Annotated in this window: 23 protein-coding genes; 11 read left to right on the top strand and 12 right to left on the bottom strand. The window is 71.8% G+C overall.

Annotated features, from left to right (window positions below):
* Positions 1–17 precede the first annotated feature (17 nt).
* Both LXM90_RS07570 and LXM90_RS07575 read right to left on the bottom strand, forming a co-directional pair.
* Positions 18–734, bottom strand: a complete 717-nt coding sequence (locus LXM90_RS07570; RefSeq protein ID WP_020092820.1) for a YoaK family protein — start codon at positions 732–734, stop codon at positions 18–20.
* A gap of 4 nt (positions 735–738) precedes the next feature.
* A complete protein-coding gene (locus LXM90_RS07575) occupies positions 739–957 on the bottom strand; it encodes a hypothetical protein (RefSeq protein WP_020092819.1) in 219 nt (72 codons plus the stop codon).
* 96 nt (positions 958–1,053) lie between these two features.
* Between LXM90_RS07575 and LXM90_RS07580 the strand changes: the two genes are divergently transcribed.
* From LXM90_RS07580 to LXM90_RS07590, 3 genes are all read left to right on the top strand, one after another.
* A complete protein-coding gene (locus LXM90_RS07580) occupies positions 1,054–1,923 on the top strand; it encodes a LysR family transcriptional regulator (protein ID WP_020092818.1) in 870 nt (289 codons plus the stop codon).
* Between the two features lie 253 nt (positions 1,924–2,176).
* On the top strand, positions 2,177–4,363 hold the full coding sequence (locus tag LXM90_RS07585; RefSeq protein WP_020092817.1) for a transglycosylase domain-containing protein: 2,187 nt from the start codon (positions 2,177–2,179) through the stop codon (positions 4,361–4,363).
* A gap of 292 nt (positions 4,364–4,655) precedes the next feature.
* On the top strand, positions 4,656–6,206 hold the full coding sequence (locus LXM90_RS07590) for a sensor domain-containing diguanylate cyclase (RefSeq protein WP_020092816.1): 1,551 nt from the start codon (positions 4,656–4,658) through the stop codon (positions 6,204–6,206).
* A 13-nt stretch (positions 6,207–6,219) separates the two neighbouring features.
* Here LXM90_RS07590 and LXM90_RS07595 read toward each other — a convergent pair whose 3' ends face one another.
* Positions 6,220–7,059 carry an aldo/keto reductase gene (locus LXM90_RS07595; protein ID WP_056527978.1) on the bottom strand — a complete coding sequence of 280 codons (840 nt, stop codon included), beginning with the start codon at positions 7,057–7,059 and terminating at the stop codon, positions 6,220–6,222.
* Positions 7,060–7,356: 297 nt separating this feature from the next.
* On the opposite strand from LXM90_RS07595, the gene LXM90_RS07600 reads away from it, so the two are divergent.
* The 3 genes from LXM90_RS07600 to LXM90_RS07610 are packed head-to-tail and all read left to right on the top strand — an operon-like array spanning position 7,357 to position 9,112.
* Entirely contained in the window at positions 7,357–8,430 is a 1,074-nt protein-coding gene (locus LXM90_RS07600; protein WP_056527981.1) for an adenylate/guanylate cyclase domain-containing protein, read from the top strand.
* The gene (locus tag LXM90_RS07605; RefSeq protein ID WP_056527984.1) at positions 8,430–8,633 is read left to right on the top strand and encodes a hypothetical protein; all 204 of its coding nucleotides are present in this window, start codon (positions 8,430–8,432) and stop codon (positions 8,631–8,633) included. Before LXM90_RS07600 ends, LXM90_RS07605 begins: the two co-directional genes overlap by 1 nt.
* Positions 8,630–9,112: a YaiI/YqxD family protein gene (locus LXM90_RS07610; protein WP_091978859.1), complete on the top strand. Its 483-nt coding sequence runs from the start codon at positions 8,630–8,632 to the stop codon at positions 9,110–9,112. Before LXM90_RS07605 ends, LXM90_RS07610 begins: the two co-directional genes overlap by 4 nt.
* 42 nt (positions 9,113–9,154) lie before the next feature.
* Here LXM90_RS07610 and LXM90_RS07615 read toward each other — a convergent pair whose 3' ends face one another.
* The 7 genes from LXM90_RS07615 to LXM90_RS07645 form a co-directional block, all read right to left on the bottom strand.
* Positions 9,155–9,415, bottom strand: a complete 261-nt coding sequence (locus LXM90_RS07615) for a BrnA antitoxin family protein (RefSeq protein ID WP_103985896.1) — start codon at positions 9,413–9,415, stop codon at positions 9,155–9,157.
* A gap of 6 nt (positions 9,416–9,421) precedes the next feature.
* A complete protein-coding gene (locus LXM90_RS07620; protein WP_103985895.1) occupies positions 9,422–9,739 on the bottom strand; it encodes a hypothetical protein in 318 nt (105 codons plus the stop codon).
* A 299-nt stretch (positions 9,740–10,038) separates the two neighbouring features.
* Positions 10,039–11,034 (bottom strand): cell envelope integrity protein TolA, encoded by a 996-nt coding sequence (tolA, locus tag LXM90_RS07625; RefSeq protein WP_091680844.1) that lies wholly within the window; start codon positions 11,032–11,034, stop codon positions 10,039–10,041.
* 4 nt (positions 11,035–11,038) lie between these two features.
* Positions 11,039–11,533 carry an ExbD/TolR family protein gene (locus tag LXM90_RS07630; RefSeq protein WP_056527994.1) on the bottom strand — a complete coding sequence of 165 codons (495 nt, stop codon included), beginning with the start codon at positions 11,531–11,533 and terminating at the stop codon, positions 11,039–11,041.
* A 54-nt stretch (positions 11,534–11,587) separates the two neighbouring features.
* Positions 11,588–12,277 carry a MotA/TolQ/ExbB proton channel family protein gene (locus LXM90_RS07635; protein ID WP_020092809.1) on the bottom strand — a complete coding sequence of 230 codons (690 nt, stop codon included), beginning with the start codon at positions 12,275–12,277 and terminating at the stop codon, positions 11,588–11,590.
* A gap of 132 nt (positions 12,278–12,409) precedes the next feature.
* Positions 12,410–12,880 (bottom strand): hypothetical protein, encoded by a 471-nt coding sequence (locus tag LXM90_RS07640; protein WP_056527997.1) that lies wholly within the window; start codon positions 12,878–12,880, stop codon positions 12,410–12,412.
* 74 nt (positions 12,881–12,954) lie between these two features.
* Positions 12,955–13,434 carry a hypothetical protein gene (locus LXM90_RS07645; protein WP_020092807.1) on the bottom strand — a complete coding sequence of 160 codons (480 nt, stop codon included), beginning with the start codon at positions 13,432–13,434 and terminating at the stop codon, positions 12,955–12,957.
* Between the two features lie 413 nt (positions 13,435–13,847).
* Here LXM90_RS07645 and LXM90_RS07650 point away from each other — a divergent pair, with 413 nt between their 5' ends.
* On the top strand, positions 13,848–14,276 hold the full coding sequence (locus tag LXM90_RS07650; RefSeq protein ID WP_012320108.1) for an Hsp20 family protein: 429 nt from the start codon (positions 13,848–13,850) through the stop codon (positions 14,274–14,276).
* Positions 14,277–14,377: 101 nt separating this feature from the next.
* On the top strand, positions 14,378–14,662 hold the full coding sequence (locus LXM90_RS07655) for a DUF1150 family protein (RefSeq protein ID WP_020092805.1): 285 nt from the start codon (positions 14,378–14,380) through the stop codon (positions 14,660–14,662).
* Between the two features lie 41 nt (positions 14,663–14,703).
* On the opposite strand, the gene LXM90_RS07660 is transcribed toward LXM90_RS07655, so the two are convergent.
* A complete protein-coding gene (locus tag LXM90_RS07660; protein WP_020092804.1) occupies positions 14,704–15,471 on the bottom strand; it encodes an alpha/beta hydrolase in 768 nt (255 codons plus the stop codon).
* Between the two features lie 107 nt (positions 15,472–15,578).
* On the opposite strand from LXM90_RS07660, the gene LXM90_RS07665 reads away from it, so the two are divergent.
* From LXM90_RS07665 to LXM90_RS07675, 3 genes are all read left to right on the top strand, one after another.
* Positions 15,579–16,865 (top strand): glycosyltransferase family 4 protein, encoded by a 1,287-nt coding sequence (locus tag LXM90_RS07665; RefSeq protein WP_020092803.1) that lies wholly within the window; start codon positions 15,579–15,581, stop codon positions 16,863–16,865.
* 200 nt (positions 16,866–17,065) lie between these two features.
* Positions 17,066–17,587: a translation initiation factor IF-3 gene (gene infC / locus LXM90_RS07670; RefSeq protein WP_020092802.1), complete on the top strand. Its 522-nt coding sequence runs from the start codon at positions 17,066–17,068 to the stop codon at positions 17,585–17,587.
* 304 nt (positions 17,588–17,891) lie between these two features.
* Positions 17,892–18,677 carry a HesA/MoeB/ThiF family protein gene (locus LXM90_RS07675; RefSeq protein ID WP_020092801.1) on the top strand — a complete coding sequence of 262 codons (786 nt, stop codon included), beginning with the start codon at positions 17,892–17,894 and terminating at the stop codon, positions 18,675–18,677.
* Here the strand turns inward: LXM90_RS07675 and LXM90_RS07680 are convergent.
* Positions 18,666–19,547: a DUF1186 domain-containing protein gene (locus tag LXM90_RS07680; RefSeq protein ID WP_020092800.1), complete on the bottom strand. Its 882-nt coding sequence runs from the start codon at positions 19,545–19,547 to the stop codon at positions 18,666–18,668. The two genes, LXM90_RS07675 and LXM90_RS07680, sit on opposite strands and share 12 nt — an antisense overlap.
* Between the last annotated feature and the right edge of the window lies 1 nt (position 19,548).

Raw genomic sequence — 19,548 nt, forward strand, 5'->3', positions numbered from 1 at the left:
CCGCGCGGCGCGGCTCCTCACGGCCCGGCGCCGGCGTCTCCTGGCGCCGCGGCCAGGACGATCAGGGCCGTCAGAACGCCGAGCGGCAGGACGATGCTGCCGAAGGCGAGATGGGCGATCCCGAAGGCGCCGAACAGCGCGCCCGCGGCGAAGGCCGCGATCGCCGGAAGCACGCGCAGGAACCTCTCCCGGGTCTGATCGCGCTGTGGGCCGCGTCCCAGGACGAGGTCGGTCGCGTCGATGACGGCCTGGCTGACGCTCACCGTCATGACCGTGGTGGGGGCGAGATGGCCGAGAGACAGGCGGCCGATGGCGTTCTGTAACCCCATGGCCGCGACCGCGAGCATGCCGACGGCGATGGAAGCGGCACTGTCCGCTCCGCCGAGGGGCGACCACACGGTGCCACACAGCCCGAATCCCGCGAGCAGGGTCACCTCCACGGCGAGGAGCCAGGGCAGGGGGTCGAAAGCCCGCCGCTCCAGCGCCAGGGCCAGGACCCGCGCCCCCGCCACCGCTCCGACGAAGACGGGCAGCGCCAGGAGCTTGGCCACCACGCCGCTGGAGCTCGCGACCAGCTCGGCGCCGATCAGGACGAAGTTGCCGGTGACATGAGCGGTGAAGAGGCCGGTCAGGGCGATGAAGGCCGCAGCGTCGACGAAGCCGGCGACGAACGCCAGGGCGGCGCCGGCGAAGGGATCGCTCCCCGGTCTCCGAGCTCGCGCGGGACGACTCATCGTCTCAGTCGGCGAAGGGCGTCGCCGTCAGGCCGACCGGCATCCGCGGATTGGCGAAGTAGTCGGGCCAGCGATCGCAGAGATACAGGATCGCGACCAGCACGGTGGCGATCGCCAGCAGGGAGGCGAGCACCTCTGTGACCTGCGTCGCCCATTTCCCGAGCGTCGGGATCGCCATGAGGCCGCCGACGAACAGCGTGGTCACGATAACGGGTGCGGACATCGGGCAAGGCTTCGCGGCGCGGCTCTGGGACGGGGTTGTCCCGAACCCTAACGCTGCGCGGCGCCCGCAGGTTACCGATATCGGTTATCGTGACTCATGATAGGCAACCCGAACATCGAGCTGCTGCGCTCGTTCCTGGCCGTCGTCGAGAGCCGCAGCTTCACCGCCGCGGCGCAGGCTCTCGGTCTGCGGCAATCCACGGTGAGCGGGCACATCGCCCGGCTAGAGCAGGCGCTCGGTCGCGCGCTCCTGACGCGGGACACCCACCGGGTCGCGCCCACGCCGGACGGTCAGGCCATGATCGGCTTCGCCCGCGACGTGGTGGACGCGCAGGACCGGCTGCGCGCCTTCTTCTCGCCGGAAGGCCTGCGCGGCCGCATCCGGCTCGGCGTCTCCGAGGACTACACCCTGTCGACCCTGGCACAGGTCCTGGCCCGCTTCGCCGATCGGCACGACGCGGTCGATCTGCAGATCACGGTCGGGCTGAGCCGCGCCCTCTACCAGGGCTACGATGCGGGCGAGCTCGACGTGATCTTCTGCAAGCGGCGGCGCGGCGACCCGCGCGGGACCTTGGCCTGGGCGGAGGATCTGATCTGGACGGGCCGGCCCGGCCTCGTGCCGGATCCGGCCAAGCCCTTGCCCCTCGTGCTCTACCCGCCACCGTCGATGACCCGCACCTTGGCGCTCGACGCCCTCGAGGCAGTGGGCCGGTCCTGGCGGGTGGCCTGCACCAGCGGAAGCCTGATGGGGCTGCGGGCCGCCGTCGAGGCGGGCCTGGGCATCGCGCCGCATTCGGCCAAGATCCTGCCGCCGGGCCTCGCCGCGATCTCCGAGGCGGCCGGCCTGCCGCCGCTCGGCGCGGTCGAGTTCGTCGTGCTCGGCCCGGGTCGCCACCACGCGGCGGCGACCGCGCTGCAGGAGACGATCCTGGCGAGCACGGGCGAGCTTCAGGGCGCCGCGCGCTAGGGCAGCGTCGTCCCAACACGCGGTGGCCGGGCTCGATCCCGACCGTCCGGCGCGGTCCTTAACGGATTGGCCAGCCTTTTTCCGCACCGTACCGCGAAGCGGTCACAAACGGTTTCGACAAGGATCGCCGGCGGTGCCGGCCCCGGTGTCGTTGCCGGACGGGGCGCGAAACCGCCGCATTTGGCGTGCGGAAACCGTCCTGCGGCGTGCCTGACGGTCGCGCATCGCGGCGGAACATTCGAGAACGGGATGCATGGCCAAGGGTCGGGGCAGGATTGAGCCGAACTTCGACGTGCCCGAAGGGCGCGCGCGGGATCGCGGCGAACTCGACCTGCGCCTGACCCGTGAGGACCGCCCCGGGGCAGGAGACGGCGTGGCGAAGCGATCGGGCGGCGGAGCGCGGCAGCCGAGCAAGGCGCCGGCGCGGACAACGGGGCGGGCGAAGGCCTCGGGTCGCGGCCGACGCCGGCGTTCCTGGCTCGGCCGCATCGTCTACGGCTGCGTCGTCCTCGGCCTCTGGGGGGTGATCGGGCTCGCGGGGCTCATCGCTTACCACGCCTCGCAGCTGCCACCGATCGACCAGCTCGCGGTGCCGAAGCGTCCGCCCAACATCGCGATCCTGGCGAGCGACGGCTCCCTGCTCGCCAACCGCGGCGAGACCGGCGGCCGCGTCGTGTCGATCAAGGAGCTGCCGCCCTACCTGCCGCGCGCCTTCGTGGCGATCGAGGATCGGCGCTTCTACCAGCATTTCGGCGTCGACCCGGTCGGTATCATGCGGGCCATCGGCCAGAACCTGACCCGGCGCGGCGTGGCGCAGGGCGGCTCGACCCTCACCCAGCAGCTCGCCAAGAACCTGTTCCTGACCCCGGAGCGCTCGGCCTCGCGCAAGATCCAGGAGGCGATCCTCGCGCTCTGGCTCGAGCACAAGTACACGAAGGACGAGATCCTCGAACTCTACCTGAACCGCGTCTATTTCGGCGCCGGCGCCTACGGCGTCGAGGCGGCGGCGCAGCGCTATTTCGGCAAGCCTGCCAAGGAGGTGAGCCTCGCGCAGGCCGCGATGCTCGGCGGCCTCGTGCAGGCGCCCTCGCGCCTTGCCCCGAACCGCAACCTCCCGGCCGCCCAGGCCCGCGCCGCGCAGGTGCTCGCCGCCATGCAGGAGCTGGGCTTCGCGTCGGCGCAGGACGTCAAGGTGGCGCTCGCCCAGCCGGCGAAGCCCGCCAACGCCCGCGGCGGCGGGTCGGCCAACTACGTCGCCGACCTCGTGATGGACGTGCTCGACGATTACGTCGGCAAGTTCGACACCGACATCACGGTCCAGACCACGGTCGATCCGAGCCTCCAGGCGGCGGCCGAGAAGGCGCTCACCGACGAGCTCAACGCCAAGGGCACGCGCTACAACGTCAGCCAGGGGGCGCTGGTCTCGATGCGGCCGGACGGCGCCATCCGCGCCCTGATCGGCGGCCGCGACTACGCGCAGAGCCAGTTCAACCGGGCCACGACCGCCAAGCGTCAGCCCGGCTCCTCGTTCAAGCCCTTCGTGTACCTCGCGGCCGTGGAGCACGGCGCCACGCCCGACACGGTCCGGGAGGACGCGCCGATCCGGATCGGCAACTGGGCGCCGGAGAACTACTCCCACCGCTACGAGGGTCCCGTCACCCTGCGGACGGCGCTCGCCCAGTCGCTCAACACCGTCGCGGTGCGCCTCGGCCAGGAGGTCGGGCCGAAGACCGTGGTCCAGACCGCCCAGCGGCTCGGCATCACCTCGCCGCTCCAGGCCAACGGCTCCATCGCCCTCGGCACGTCCGAGGTCACGCTCTTGGAGATGGTCGGCGCCTACGGGGCCTTCGCCAACGGTGGCATCGGCGTGATCCCCTACGTGGTCACCGCCGTGAAGAGCCAGGACGGGAAGGTCCTCTACAAGCGGTCCGACAACGGTCTGGGCCGGGTCATCGACGCCAACGCCGACGGCATGATGAACGCCATGATGCACGAGACCTTCGTCAGCGGCACCGGCAAGAAGGCCGACATTCCCGGCTGGGACCTCGCGGGCAAGAGCGGCACCACCCAGGATTACCGCGACGCGTGGTTCATGGGTTTCTCGGGCAGCCTCGTGACCGGCGTCTGGCTCGGCAACGACGACGGCGAGCTCACCAAGAAGGTCACCGGCGGCAACCTGCCGGCGGAGATCTGGAAGACCTATATGACCCAAGCCCTGAAGGGGCAGACGCCGGTCCCGCTCCCGGGCCTCAACCGCTGGCGCCGCCAGCCGGAGACGACCGCCTCGGTGGCGAGTGCCGCCCCGGCGGGCCCGGGCGGGCTCCTGGGCCAGATCCTCGGCGAGCCGGAGGCCCCGGCGCCGCGCCAGGCCGCACCGTCGCGGCGCGCACCGAAGGACGACCGCAACTTCATCGAGAAGCTGTTCGGCATCGGTGACTGACGCTCCGTGGTTTCCGCGTTCGTCGGGACCAGGCGGCGGCGCGCGTTGCGGGCGAGAGGCGGCCCGCGGCGCGCGCCTTCGTGCATCTGCGCGATCACACCCGGGCTCCGGCCCACGGTGAACGCGTCGAGGCGGGACTGACAGCCACGGCGGCCTGTATTTGTATTAGCGGTGATTCAGCGCTTCTTAGTGCCGCCAATAACCGCTTTTTCAATCTTCGTGGACGTAAGATCGGGTGAACAGTAAGCCCGTCAACCGCAATGGCGCGGTTCGTGGCAGCCCGATCGAGCCAATGCTCCTGCGCGCGACCGCTACAGCGATCAGAGCTCACCTGGACGATCGCGCCTCGCGCCTGATCGCGGCGGCCGGCACATGCCTACTGCTCTGCCTCGCGCTGCTCGGCGTCTATCTCTGCCTGGATCTGCGGGACGTCGCTTGGCACAACGCCCGCCGCAACGCCGGGAATCTCCTGGCGGTGATCGAGGAGGGCGTCGGCCATAGCCTGCGGGTCTACGACCTCTCGCTGCGGAACTCCGCACGGCTCGCGAGTCGCGCCGACATCGCGGCCTTGGACCCGGATATTCGGCGCCTGGCGCTGTTCGACACGGCTGTGGCGGGCTCCGGCCTCGGTCCGATCGCTGTCACGGACGCGGCCGGCGACGTCCGGCTGACGAGCGATCCCGGCGTGCGGACCCGGCCCAACATGCGCACGCTGCCGGAATTCGAGTTCCATCGGTCGAATCCCGAAGGCGGCCTGATCCTGTCCGGGCCGACCGTATCTCTCATGACCGGTGAGCCCATCATCCGCATGACCCGGCGGATCTGGACGCCCGACGGCTCATTCGCCGGGATCGTGTCGGGATCGATCAGGCTCGCGCATTTTCAGGCGCTGTTCGAGCGCCTGCATTTCGACGACGGCATCGCTCTGAACGTCTTCCACCGGGACGGGACGCTGCTGATCCGGGCGCCGGCACGGCCGGAGGCGCTCGGCCAGAACATCAGCGCGAGCCCCGGCTACAAGATGTACCGGGCCAAGGCGCGCGGCGAGTTCCAGGGGCGCTCGTTCCTCGACGGCGTCGAGCGGGTCTACAGCTTCGCCGACCTCGACGACCTGCCGCTGATCGTGACCGTGGCGACGGACGTCGACAGCATCCGCAGCGGCTGGATCTACAAGGCGGCGATCGTCGCCGTCCTGATCCTGTGCCTCTGCCTCCTCGCCTTCGGCCTGACGATCCTGCTGCACCGGGAGGTCGGGCGCCACGTGGCCGCGGAAGCCTCCAGCCGCGAGGCCAACGCCGCGCTCGCCGTGCTCGCGCGGACCGACGGCCTGACGGGCCTGCCGAACCGGCGCAGCTACGACGAGCACTTCGCCGTGGAGTGGAAGCGGGCCGCACAGCTGCGGACGCCCCTGGCGCTGTTGATCGTCGATGCTGACCACTTCAAGCAGTTCAACGACCGCTTCGGTCACCAGCGCGGCGACGAGGCGCTGAAAGCGGTGGCGGAGTGCCTGCAACGCACCCTCGATACCGCCGGCCTGAGCTTCCGGATCGGCGGCGAGGAGTTCGTCGCCCTGTTACCGAGCGTCGACGCGACGGCCGCCAGCGTCGCGGCGGAGCGCGTCCGCCGGGCCGTGGTGAACCTCCGCATCCCCCACGCCCCGGAGGTCGGTGGCATCGCGACGGTGAGCATCGGCGTCGCCTGTGCCGATCCGGCCGGCGGCGATCCGCCCGAAGGGCTGTTCACGGCGGCCGACGCCGCCCTCTACGCGGCCAAGAAGGCCGGGCGCAACCGCGTCCGCGCCGCCGCGCCGGCGGATCCCGTGGCCCTGGCGCTGCGGGCCTGAGCGGGCCCGCGGCTCACAGCATCGGCAGCATCCGGGGCCGCGGTCCGCGGGGGAAATGCGCGTCGATCAGGGCGATCTCGGCCGCGCCGAGGTGCAGGTCCGCCGCGCCGGCATTCTCGACGGCCCGGTCCGGGCGACCGGTCTTGGGGATCGTGAACGTGCCCGGCAGCCGGGTCAGGTAGGCGAGGGCCACCGCGTAGGGCGTCGTGCCGTGGTTCTGCGCGATGCCCGCCAGGACGCGGCCGCCCGCGCTGGCCGGATCGGGGAAGTCGCCGCTGCCGAAGGGCGAGTAGCCCACCATGGCGACGCCGTGCTTCTCGCACCAGGGCAGCACGGCGTGCTCGATGGCCCGCTCGTTCAGGTGGTAGAGGACCTGATTGCAGGCGATCCGGTCCGGCCCCGCGATGGCCCGGACGCGATCGAGATCCTCGACGTCGAAGTTGCTGACGCCCCAGGACAGGATCTTGCCGGCCCGGCGCAGATCCTCGAAGCCCGCGATCGTCTCCTCGAGCGGGTGCTGACCCGGCCAGTGCAGCAGGTAGCAGTCCAGCCGGTCCGTCCGCAGACGCTGGAGCGACGCCTCACAGGCCCGCGCGACGCCCCGGCGCGTAGCGTTGCCCGGCACCACCTTGGAGACGAGGAACACCTCCTCGCGGCAATCCGCGACGGCGGCGGCGACGATCGCCTCCGCGTCCCCGTACATCTCCGCGGTGTCGATATGGGTCATGCCGGCGTCGATCCCGGCCCGCAGCGCCCGGACCGCGTCCGTCCGGTCCGAACTGTCGATGTGCCACGTGCCCTGGCCGATCACCGGCACAGAGACGCGCGTCGCGCCGAAGCTCCTGGCGTACATGGCAGCGCTCCCTCTTCGCTGTCACAGGGGGTTGCTGGCGGCGGTCCGGTCGAGTCCCGGGCCGCCGGCGTATCACGGCTCGGCCGCGCAACAACCCGGCACGCCTTACTCGCGCCATCTTGGGGCGTTGAGCAATGGCATGCGGCCTCCCGCGGCGCTAAACTTTAGGCCCATGCCCGAAGTCCGGCGGCGCGGGCTCGCCGAGTCTGCGCCGCCGCGCGCAGCGCCGCCGCGCAGGGCCAAGCGACGCCCGGACCCGCGCACGGTCCGTCGGCTGGCCATGCTGGAGATGCCTCGATGCTGCCGGCCCACCGGATATTCTGGGGTCTGATCCTGCTGGCGGCGGCCGGCGCGGGGTTGCTCTACAACATCATCTTCGCGGCCGGCGCCTCGCCCCTCGCCGGCTTCACGTACGGCCTCTGCATGGGCGCCACGGTGCTGGCCTTCGACCGCGGGCTGATCCTGGCCGGCCTGCAGGCGAAGATCCGGCGGCTGCCGGCCTGGCTCTACGTGCTGGCCGCGGAACTCGCCTATGTCCTGATGATCATGGCGGGCAACGCCCTGGGCGGCCTGCTCGTCTGGGCGTTCGCCCTGACACCGGACGACCTCACGACCGCGACCCGCATGACCGCGCGGGTGCTCGCCTACGCCCTCGCCGTGTCGGGCCTGCTGGTCTTCGTCATACGGATGCGCGACCTGATCGGCGGCGAGGTGTTCGTGAACTTCATGATCGGCCGCTACCACAAGCCGGTGGCGGAGGAGCGGGTCTTCCTGTTCCTCGACGTGGTCGGCTCCACGGCCTTCGCGGAGACCCACGGCGACCTGCGCGCGCAGGAATATCTCAGCGCCGTGTTCGCCACGCTCGCCGAGCCGGTGCGGCGCAACGGCGGCTCGGTGGACGACTATATCGGTGATCTCGCCATGGTGACGTGGCCGATGGCCCGCGGCCTCAAGGACGCGCGCTGCGTGACCTGCGTGTTCGAGGTGCTCGACCGGATCGAGGCCGACGCCGCGGCCTGGACCGCCCGGTTCGGGACGGTCCCGCGGCTCCGGGCGGCGCTGCACGGCGGCTCGGTGGTCACGGCCGAAGTCGGGGTCGACCGCCACAAGATCGCGTATTTCGGCGACGCCGTGAACGTGACGTCGCGGATCGAGGCCCTGTGCCGCCCGCTGGGCGTCGGCATCCTGATCTCGCAGGATCTGCTCAACCGCCTCCCGCGCCTTCCGGCCGGCGTCCGGGCACGGTCCCTCGGCGCCCACGCGCTCCGCGGCCGCGGCGCGCCGCTGTCGGTGGCGACGCTCGAGCGCGGCCCCGCCGAGACCGCGCCCGTGGCGGATCTCGCGCCGCGCCGCGCCGCGGTCGCCCGCTGATGGCCGGGGCGAGCACCGCGCGGGCGAACACCCTGATCGCCGTGAAGATGGCGCTGCGCTTCGGGCTGCCGCTGATCGGGCTCGCGGTCTTCGGCCGCGCCGTCGTTCTGTCGGTGGGCGGCGATATCGAGCACGGCCAGTTCGCCCTGGGCGTGCTCCTGATCCTGGCGGGTTTCACCTCGAAGCTGGTGCCCCGGCCATGAGCGACGCGCCGGCGCGCCCGCCGATCTACCTCGACGCCGATGCCTGCCCGGTCAAAGACGAGACCTACCGGGTCGCCGAGCGCTACGGCCTGACCGTCCACGTCGTCGCCAACAGCGTGCTGAACCTACCGCGCGAGCCCTGGATCGAGCGCGTGGTCGTCGGCCCGGAACTCGACGCCGCCGACGACTGGATCGCCGCGCGGGCCGGACCCGGGAGCATCGTCCTCACCGCCGACGTTCCGCTGGCCGCGCGCTGCGTGAAGGCCGGCGCCACGGTCCTGGCGTTCACTGGGAAGCCGTTCAGCGAGGCCGGGATCGGTCTCGCCCTCGCGACGCGCGACTTGATGCAATCGTTGCGCGAGGCCGGGACCATCACGGGCGGGCCGAAACCGTTCTCGCGCGCCGACCGGTCGGCCTTTCTGTCCGCCCTCGACCGGGCGGTGAACCGGATCCTGCGCGAGCGGCCGAAGCCGGTCTGAGCACCGGTCCCAGGCGCGACGGCGTTCCCCGCGCGGGAGGTCTCAGGCCTCGGCCGCCGGTACGAGGGCCTTGAGCGCGTCGTTGATGCGGTCCTGCCAGCCCGGGCCGTCTTTCTGGAAATGCGCGAGCACGGCGCTGTCGAGGCGCAGGCTCACCACTTCCCGGGAGCCCGGGACCGTCGCCGGCCGCGGCGCGGCCTGCGGCGGCGGAGCGGCCGTCTTCGGGCTCGTGGCGGCCCGGAATGCCGCCTCGGCTGCCGCGCGCGGGTCGGTGAAGCGGCGGCGGTTGCGGTCTTCGGCCATCGACCCCTAGCCCTTCGCGGTCGTCTTCTTCGGCGCGGCCTTCTTCGCGCTGCCCTTGGCGGCCGCCTTGGCTCCCTTCTCGGCCGCCTTGGCCTGCGCGTCCGCGGCCTCCTTGGCGAGCCGGAGCGAGCGCAGCCGCACCGTCCGCTCGTCCATCGCCTTGATGGCCGCGTGGTGCTCCGCCATCGCCTGGGCGCCCTCGCGAGCCATGCGCTCCGCCCGTTCCGCGCGCTCGGCGCGGTTCTCCGCCCGGGTCTTGGCTTCCGCCTCCGCGTCGCGGGTGGCATTCACCTCGTCGAGGTCGTACTCAGTGTCGTCGTTCATCCTGTCCCTTTCACCCCGGCTCGACGGGTCCGACCCGGCGCAGCCTGCGCGGGACGGGGTCTGAGCGGGTCCGGCCTGTTCGAGGGGCGGGGGGCAAGGCCGGATCGGCGCCCTCCCGCATCGCCGTCAGGCGCGCGGGGAAGGCAGGTTCACGAAGGCTTTAGCATGCCCGCGCGGCCGATGGCGAATCCGGATCGCCGCGTGGGACTGACGGCGCACACCATTCGTACGCGTCCGCCGGACGATCCGGATCGGGCTCGCGGTCGGCCGGGCGGGATCCGGCCCGGATCGTCCTCCGATCAGCGCACGCGGAAGTTGAGCGGAATGGAGACCGACAGGCTGGACTGCGTCACGCCAGGGGGCGCCGCCGGCATCGAGCCGCGCACCGCCGCGAGGGCGGCGCTGTCGATCTGGCCGACGCCGCTGGACCGGGCCACGCCGGCGCCCGTCACCTGACCCGAGCGCATCACGGTGAAGCGCACCACCGCGGTCCCGCCGCCTGTGCCGACGGCCGCGTTCACGTTCATCCGGCTGTGGATCGCCGCGCTGATGGCGCCCTGCCACTGGCGCATGGCGCTCGGATCGTTGCCCGCGGCGGCCCGGCCGGCCGCGTTAGCCCGCGAGGCCGACGCCGAACTCCGCTCGGCGCCAGCCCGCGCCTTGGCCTCGCGCGCCTTCGCCTCGCGCGCAGCCTTGGCCTTCGCCTCGCGGATCTCCTCCAGGCGCTCCTGCCGCGCCTCCTCGCGCTTCTGCTCGCGGAGTTTCTCCTCCCGGATCTTGCGCAGCTTGGCCTCGCGCTCCGCCTTCAGCTTCGCCGGATCGGGCGTCGGCTTGGGCGGCTCCTCGGACTTGGCAACCTCGGTGGGCGGCGGCGCCAGCGGCTCGGCGGCCTCGGACGCGGAGGTGATCACCTGGCTCTGCGCCTCCACGGGTTGAGCCTCTTGCGGCATCTCGATTGCCTGGGTGTCCTCCGGCTTCACCTCGGTCATCTCGGTCGGCGGCGGCGGCTGGACGGCCTCGTCGGGCGGCGTGTCCACCGGCTTCGCCTCCGGCGGGGCTTCCTGGCTCATCTGCTGCTCCGCCGGGGCCTCGGTGGCCGCGTCGGTCATGAGCGGCGCGAGGTCGACGGTGATCTGCTGCTCGCCGGGCGGTGCGGGCGGGGAGAGCCGCAGGAACATCACGGCGGCGAGCACGCAGGCGTGCAGCCCGAGGGCGACCAGGAAAGCGGCGAGCAGCCCGGACGGGCGGCGCTCGCCGAGACCGGCCGGCATATCCGTCGACGTGTAGGTGCTCATCGGCTCAGCGCGCGGTCCCTGCGGGGGCGGCGGGGGCGGCCGGGGCGGCGCCAGGCGAGGCCGGAGCGGCGCCGCCGGGCGACTGCGCGATCAGCGACACCTTGGTGAAGCCGGCCTGCCCGACGAGGCCCATGACCTCCATGACCTTGCCGTAGGGCACGTCGCGGTCGCCGCGCACGAGGATCACCTGATCCTTGTCGGCCGCCGCCATCTCGCGCAGGCGCGGCACGATGCTCTCCATCGTGAACACCTCCTTGGCGATGGACGGGTTGCCGTCCTTGTCCACCGTCACCTCGGCGGGCTTCTTCGACTGCGCGACCTTGGGCGCCGCGGTCTTCGGCAGCTGGACCGGCACGCCGGTGGTCATCAGCGGCGCGGCGACCATGAAGATGATCAGCAGCACGAGCATCACGTCGACCATCGGGGTGACGTTGATGTCGGACATCGGCACGTCGTCGAGGTCGTCGTCGTCGTTCGCGCGAATGGATCCCATCGCCATGGGGCGTCTCCGGTACCTTTACGTTCGGCTCTCTGGGGGCTGGCGCCGGCCGCGCTACTCGGCGGCCGCGCGGTGGGCGCCGGCGCGGTCGCGCGCGAGGCGGTTGCCCAGGACCGAGATATAGGACGAGAAGGTGCTCTGGATGCCGCTCACGTCGCTCGAGAGCTTGTTGTAGGCCATCACCGCCGGGATCGCGACGACGAGACCGATCGCCGTGGCGAAAAGCGCCTCCGCGATGCCCGGCGCCACGACGGCGAGGGAGGTGTCCTGGCTCCGGGCGATGGACGAGAACGAGTTCATGATGCCCCAGACGGTGCCGAACAGGCCGACGAACGGGGCCGTGGAGCCGGAGGTCGCCAGCAGCGACAGGCCGGTGCGCAGGCGCTTCACCTCGATGGCGAGGGCGCCCTTCATCGCCCGCTCGATGCGGTCGCGGCGCTCGGCCCGGGTCTCGGAGGAATCCTGATCGCGCCACGCGTCGATCGCCGCCTTCACCACGTGGCCGGCGATGCCGCGATGCTCGCCGTCGAGGCTGCCCCCGGAGCGGACCAGATTCGCGAAGGCCTTGGCCTGGCGCCGCGCGGCGGCGAGCCGGATGACCTTCTCGAACACCACCGTCCAGCAGGCGATCGAGGCGATCACCAGCAGGATCATCACGCCCTTCACGATCGGGTCGGCCTGCAGGAACAGGCCGAGGAACGAGAAGTCGTGGGCCGCCTCGATCGGGGCTTGTGTCGGGTCCATCGCGGGCTCCTGGCGTCCTGGTCTCACGCGGCGTCGCGCCGCCATCGTCTCGGGGTGCGGCGAAAGCCGCAGGCCGCCCGGCGGCTCTCGCCGCCGGGCGGTTTGGTCTCGTCAGCCGTCACACCATCCGCATCAGCGGTCGAACGGCAGGCCGGCCTTGCTGTCGGTCTCGGTCCGCTCGAGGCAGGCCTCGCGGCCCGGATCGCCGCCGTCGCAGGTCAGGACGTCGTTCAGGAGGACGCGACCGACCTTGTTGCAGGCGATGCCGGGGAAATCGAAGATCTTCACGGTGGTCTTCTTCGGCGGCAGCGGCCCGAGTTCGACCGCCACGCGCTTCTGCGCGACGCCCTCGGGGTCGAAGGCGAAGAGATCCACCTTGTAGGACTTGAGGCCCGAACCCTTGTTGTCGATCACCATGGTGATCCGGCAGGCCTCGCCCGCGGTCTCGACCTTGTTGAGCTGCAACTTGATCGGCGCCTTCTCGGACGCGTCCTGCGCCAGGGCCGACACGACGAGCAGCGCCGAGAGCGCGAAGCAGGCCGCCGTGTCGAGGGCGACACGCCCGATCCGACGGCGGTACAGGGGAGCGCGCAGGGCAAGCACCGTGACAAAGTCCTCTTCGAGTTCGCGCCGGCCGGCGGCTCGGGCCGCGCGGTCCGGGGTGACGGGGAGCCGAATCAGTGCAGCACCGTTCCGGCGGGGCAGGAGGCCGGGGCGAGGCGCTCGGCCGCCGCGTCGAGCGGCCCGACCGCGGCGCGGACCGCCGCCACGAGGCGCGGCGCCGCGTCCTGGCCGGTGATCTCGGCCGCGGCGGCCTCGAGATCCGCCCAGAGGCGCTGCCGGCCCCGGTTGATCAGCTTCACCAGCGCGCATTCGTGACCGGTCACGCGGCAGCAGCTCGCCGGCATGAACGACCAGTCGCCGTCGCGTTCCGCGCGGAGCGCCCGGATGATCGCGACCACGCAGGCGACGAAGCGGCACCCTTCCGTCGGCCCGAGCAACTGCTCGGCCCCGTCGAAGGCCGCGTTCCAGCAGGCGACGTCGCTGGTCATGTAGCCGGCCGCCACGAAGCGGGCCACCGACAGGGCCAGGATGTCGGCCTCGTCGCCGCACACGTCTGCGACGCGCCGCATCGCCGCGTGGTCCGACGGGGTCATGGGCGTGCTCACGGCTCCGGCGCCTCGCGGAAATGGATCGCGGCGATCGAGCTCGGGAGCCGGATCGTCGCCTGCCGCGGCAGTATCCAGGCCCGCCGCCCGGATCAAGGCCCGGCGAGAAAATCAGAGCAGTTCCAAACTGTTAGAAGAAAGCGTGGCCGTTGCAGGCTTTGCCTATCGATCCCGCTTAAATTTGCCGAAACTTCCCGGAAATGCGCGACCACGGGTCGCCGTCGATTCCGGTCCCCTCCCTTGATGGCCCGGAAGGCCTTGGCCATATCTCCGAGTCGCCGGCGTCGTCGCGTCCGGCGGAGCGCTGCCCCGGGCGGGCTCCTGTCGACGAGGTGCTCGGGCATCCCGGGATTGCGGCAGATCCCGGGGTCGGAGGCTTCGCTTTCTGGATGATGGCCGCGATGACTCGATCCTCGCCCTTCGGGCACCCGTTCCTGCTCGGCTTCGACGAGATCGAGCAGGCCCTCGACCGGGTCTCCAAGGCCGCCAACGACGGCTACCCCCCCTACAACATCGAGCGCCTGCCCCGCACCGAGAGCGAGCCCGAGCGCCTGCGGATCACCCTGGCGGTGGCCGGCTTCACCCGCGATCAGCTGGACGTGATGCTGGAGGAGAGCCAGCTCGTCGTGCGCGGCCGGCAGGTCGACGAGCGCGAGCGCCACTTCCTGCACCGCGGCATCGCGGCGCGGCAGTTCCAGCGGGCCTTCCTGCTCGCGGACGGCATGGAGGTGCTCGGCGCCGACCTCGCCAACGGCCTCCTGTCGATCGATCTGGTCCGGCCGGAGCCGGACCGCATCGTGCGCAAGATCGATATCGGCGCCCGCGGCTGACGCCGACCGATTGATTGGCCGGCGCGGATCCCCACATCAGGGTGGAGCCGCCGATGCCTTCAGGATCGGCGGTGGACGCTCTGCCACCCCAGGAGGGCTTTATGACCGATCTGAATCCGTCTCCTCTGACCCCCGCCGATCTCGATCCGGCCGATTTCCAGCCGGCCGATCTCGCGGCGCTGGGCGAGGGGCACATCGCCTACGTCCGGCCGATCCGGTCCGACGAGGTCCGCCGCTTCTTCCCGCAGGCCCCCGAGCTGACGCCCGGCCTCGACCTGTTCGCCCTGCTCTCGGCGAGCGGCGCGCCGATCATGCTCGCCGATTCGCGGGACGTCGTGCTGGCCAACGCCGCCGCGCACGACCTGCAGCCCGTCAGCCTGCATTGACCCTGCACCCGACCCGCTGAGAGGCCTGGCCGGGAGACCGGTCAGGCGATCTCGGCCACCGCCGCCACGAGCCGCGCGATGTCCTGCGGCCGCGACAGGCGGTGGTCGCCGTCGGCGATCAGTGTCAGCACCGTCCCTTCGGCCGGCAGGCGGTCGAGGATTCGCAGGGCGTGCGTGTAGGGGACGTCGGTGTCCCGCATGCCCTGGAGGATGTGCACCGGGCAGCCCGGATCGACTTGGCCGCCCAGCATGCAGTGTCGGCGGCCGTCGTCGATCAGGGCCCGCGTGATCGGGTCCGGCTCCGGCGCGTAGTCGCTGGGCTTCCGGAGGACGCCGTCGCGGATTAGCATGGCGCGCGCCGCCTCGCTGAGGCGGTTCCAGATCAGCTCCTCGGTGAAGTCGAGGGCCGGCGCGATGAGCACCAGCCCCGCCGTGGCCTTCCCGCGCGCGGCCCGGTCGCGGGCCCCCAGGCAGGCGATCCAGCCGCCCATCGACGAGCCGACGAGCACCGGCGCCTCCGTCACGTAGGCCGCCAGGACCGCCTGCGCGTCCTCGAGCCACGACGAGATGGTGCAGTCCGTGAACGTGCCGCCCGAGGCACCGTGCGCGGCGTAGTCGAACCGCACGAGCGCCCGGCCCGTCCGTTCGGCCCAGGCATCGAGCGCCGTCGCCTTGGTCGCGGTCATGTCGGAGCGAAAGCCGCCGAGCCAGACCACCGGCGGCCCGCCGCCCGCGCGCACCCGCACGGCGATGCGGCGGGCCTCGTCGCCGATGCCGACGGTCAGGAACTCGGGGGCCGTATCCGTCATCGTTCTCTCCGGTATCCCTGTCTCGACATGGAAGAAGTCCGGTCCTGAACGGTTCGGCTTCAACTCTCGTTTACCGGACCGTAAAGCCCGGCGGCGATGCTGGATCAATGGCAGCGAGCATTTGGCAGATACCGGCCGGGGGCCTGCGCGTCCTCGCCGAGGGCCCGCGAACGGGCGACGGCCCCCACGCCCTGTCGGGGTTCCCGGCGGAGGTCGGGGCGCTGGCCGGCGCCCGCATCCTGCAGATCATCCCCGAACTCGATGCGGGCGGCGCCGAGCGTACCACCGTCGACGTCGCGGGCGGCCTCGCGGCCGTGGGCGCCCGCGCCCTGGTGGCGACCGAGGGCGGACGGCTCGTCGGCGAGTTGCAGGCCAAGGGCGGGCACTGGCTCCGATTCCCGGCCGCGTCGAAGAACCCGGCCTCGATGGCGGTGAACGTCCTGCGGCTGATGGCGCTCTGCCGCCGCGAGAAGGTGCAGATCATCCACGCCCGCTCCCGCGCGCCCGCCTGGGTCGCCCTCGGGGCGGCGCGCCGGCTCGGGCTCCCGTTCGTGACCACCTATCACGGCAGCTATTCCGGCCGGACCGGCGTGAAGGTCCTCTACAACTCGATCATGGCCCGCGGCGACGTGGTGATCGCCAACTCGCACTACACCGCGGACCTGATCCACCGGTTGCACGCCGAGCAGGCCGGCGACCGCGTGCGGGTCATCCACCGCGGCACCGACCTCGCGGTGTTCAACCCGGTGGCGGTCGGGGCCGCCCGGGTCGAGGCGCTGCGCCGGAGCTGGAACGTGGCGCCGCACGAGCGGGTGATCCTGCTGGCCGCCCGCCTCACGGCATGGAAGGGCCACCGCGTGCTGATCGAGGCCGCCGCGCGGATGCGCGATCGCGGCGTCCCGGACCTGGCCGTGGTCCTCGCGGGGGACCCGCAGGGCCGCGCCGCCTACGAGCGCGAGCTCGACGCGCTGATCGCCGCGCGCGGGCTCGAGGGCATCGTCCGCAGGGTCGGGCACTGCACCGACATGCCGGCGGCCTTCCGCGCCGCATCGGTGGTGGCGGTGCCGTCCGTGGAGCCCGAGGCCTTCGGCCGCTCGGCCGTCGAGGCGCAGGCGCTCGGCGCACCCGTGGTCGTCTCGGATCTCGGAGCGGTGCCGGAGACGGTGCTGGCACCGCCCGAGACCCCCGCCGGCCAGCGCACCGGATGGCGCGTGCCGCCCGGCGACCCGGCCGCGCTCGCCGCCGCTCTGACCGAGGCCCTCTCTCTCGGCGCGAGCGCCCGCGACGCCCTCGGTCGGCGCAGCCGCGCGCATGTCGAGGCGCACTTCTCCCTGGAGCGGATGGTCGGCGACACGCTGGCGGTCTACGCCGAGCTGCTCGGCCGTTCGACCTGAGGGCATCGGACTCGAATCGCGACGCGGCGGCCGATTATTTCCGGCGTCGCGATGGTAGCCGGTTGACTCTGGCCGCGGTTCCACCAACGTTGTATGTCCGGATGAGACCGGAGCGGCTGGCGGTCAGGAGATCTTCCTGAAGATCCGCCGTTTCGCCGTTGCAGCAGGAGACCTAAGCCATTCGTAGACCGATGAGAGCCATGCCGGCCCCGCAGAAGGACGGGCCGCGCGCCAACCGCGACATTCGCGGTGTGCGGGAAGTGCAGCTGATCGACGACACCGGGCAGAACCGCGGCGTCGTTCCCTTCTTCGACGCCCTCAATCTGGCCGAGGAGGCCGGTCTCGATCTCGTGGAGATCGCGCCGAACTCCGTGCCGCCCGTCTGCAAGCTGCTCGATTACGGGCGCTTCCGCTTCAACGAGCAGAAGAAGCAGAACGAGGCCCGCAAGCGGCAGAAGACCGTCGAGGTGAAGGAGATCAAGCTCCGCCCCGGCATCGACAAGCACGACTACGACACCAAGATGAAGTCGGTGCACCGCTTCTTCGAGGAGGGCGACAAGGTCAAGGTGACCCTGCGCTTCCGCGGTCGTGAGATGGCTCACCAGGACATCGGTCTGCGCCTCCTGGAGCGCGTGAAGAGCGAGACCGCCGAGATCGCCAAGGTCGAGAGCGAGCCGATGCTCGAAGGCCGGCAGATGATCATGATCCTCGCGCCGCGCTGAGCGGCCCGGATCCAGAGACGCGAGACCCGCGCCGCCTCCTCACCGGGGCGGCGTTTCGCGTACCGAGCCCTCGAACAGCGGATCTTGAGGGGGGCTAAATCGCTTCCTGCTGATCACCGCACCACCGTCTCTGCGAGCGGAGCGAAGCCACCCAGTGTTGCGCTGCGCTGAGAGACGTCCCGCTGACCTGGGTCGCTTCGCTACGCTCGCGATGACGAGGTCGAAGCGTCGGCCGAGATTCCGACGAGCCTTCGAGACGCGCCCGATCCTTCCATGCGCGGCCACGGCAGTCTATGGGCAGGCCATGGCTCTCGCTCCCGATGAGATCGAACGCTACGCCCGCCACCTCGTCCTCGCGGAGGTCGGCGGTCCCGGTCAGGCCCGGCTCAAGGCCGCCCGGATCCTCGTCGTCGGGGCGGGCGGCCTCGGCGCGCCGCTGATCCAGTACCTCGCCGCCGCGGGGATCGGCACGATCGGCCTCGTCGACGACGACACGGTCTCCCTGTCGAACCTGCAGCGGCAGGTGATCCACGGGACGTCGGATCTCGGTCGGCTGAAGGTCGAGAGCGCGGCCGACGCGGTGGCGCGCCTCAACCCGCACGTGTCGGTGGTCCCGCACCCGTTCCGGATCGACGCGGACAACGCCGTCGACCTGATCGCCGGCTATGACCTCGTGGCGGATGGGTCCGACAATTTCGCCACGCGCTACGCGGTGTCGGACGCCTGCTTCCGGGCGCGTCGGCCGCTGGTGACCGCGGCTCTGGGCCGCTTCGACGGCACGCTGACCACGATCCGGGCCCACGAGACGGGGCCCGACGGGACGCCGAACCCGACCTATCGCTGCCTCTTCCCGAACCCGCCGCCGCCCGGCAGTGTGCCCGCCTGCGCGGAGGCCGGCGTGCTCGGCGCGCTCGCCGGCGTCATGGGCTCGCTGATGGCCATGGAGGTGATCCGGGCCGTGGCGGGCTTCGGCGAGCCCCTCGTCGGGCGCCTCCTCATGGTCGACGCCCGCGCCATGCGGTTCGAGACCCTGAGCTACGGCTGGGATCCCGAGAACCCGCTCAGCGGCAGCGGCGCCTCAGCGGCCTAGGGGTTCCGGCGGCATCCAAGGCCCCTCCGCCTCCGCCTTGCCGAGGCAGCACTTCTTGAACTTCTTGCCCGAGCCGCAGGGGCAGGGATCGTTGCGGCCGACATCCTTGAACGGGTTGCGCTGCGGCTCGCCCGCGCCCTCCTCGGCCCAGTCGAGAGCCTCGACCGGATCGTCGAGGTAGCCGTACTGGTAGGGCCCGAGCCGGTCCCGGTCGTCCGGCTTGGTCTCGGCCTTGCGCAGGGCCTCCTTGAACCAGTCGGCGTCGCTGATCTCGTCGGTGAGCCGTCCGTCGGCGCGGGCCGCGGCCGCGCGGGGCGCGAGGTCCCGGAAGCCGAGATGCGCGATCGTCTCCTCCCAGCCGACCCAGGCCGGCCCGTCCTCCACGGCGGCCTGCGCGTCGTCGAAACGGACCAGCAGGTCGTGCATCGCGGCCCGGTCGATCCGTCCCTCCAGGGTCAGGAAGGTGCAGGCGCACATCAGCGCCATGCGCGCGTGATCGTCGACCGTGCTGTCCAGGATCAGGCGGAACAGCGGCTGCGGATCGCCGTCGAACAGGCTCGCCACGACCTTGGCCAGCGTCGCCGTGACGGCGTCCCCCAGCACCGCGTCGAGGGTCTCCTCATCGTGCCGGAGCAGCCTGAGGAGCGGCGCGAGGGCGCGCGTGTCCCGGGCATGGGCCATGACGTGCAGGCCCCAGAACAGGAGGTTCGTCTCCTCCGCTGCCAGCTCGCGCCCGTCGGCGGCCGCCTCCAGCAGCGGCAGCGTCGCCTCCGCGACGGCGGCGGGGTGGTTCAGGGCCTCCCGCAACGCCGCCTTCGGCCGGTACTCGGCCGCCGCGAGGTCGTCGATGAGCAGGGCGATCCGGTCCATG

It is taken from the genome of Methylobacterium oryzae (genome assembly GCF_021398735.1).
Taxonomy (GTDB): Bacteria; Pseudomonadota; Alphaproteobacteria; order Rhizobiales; family Beijerinckiaceae; genus Methylobacterium.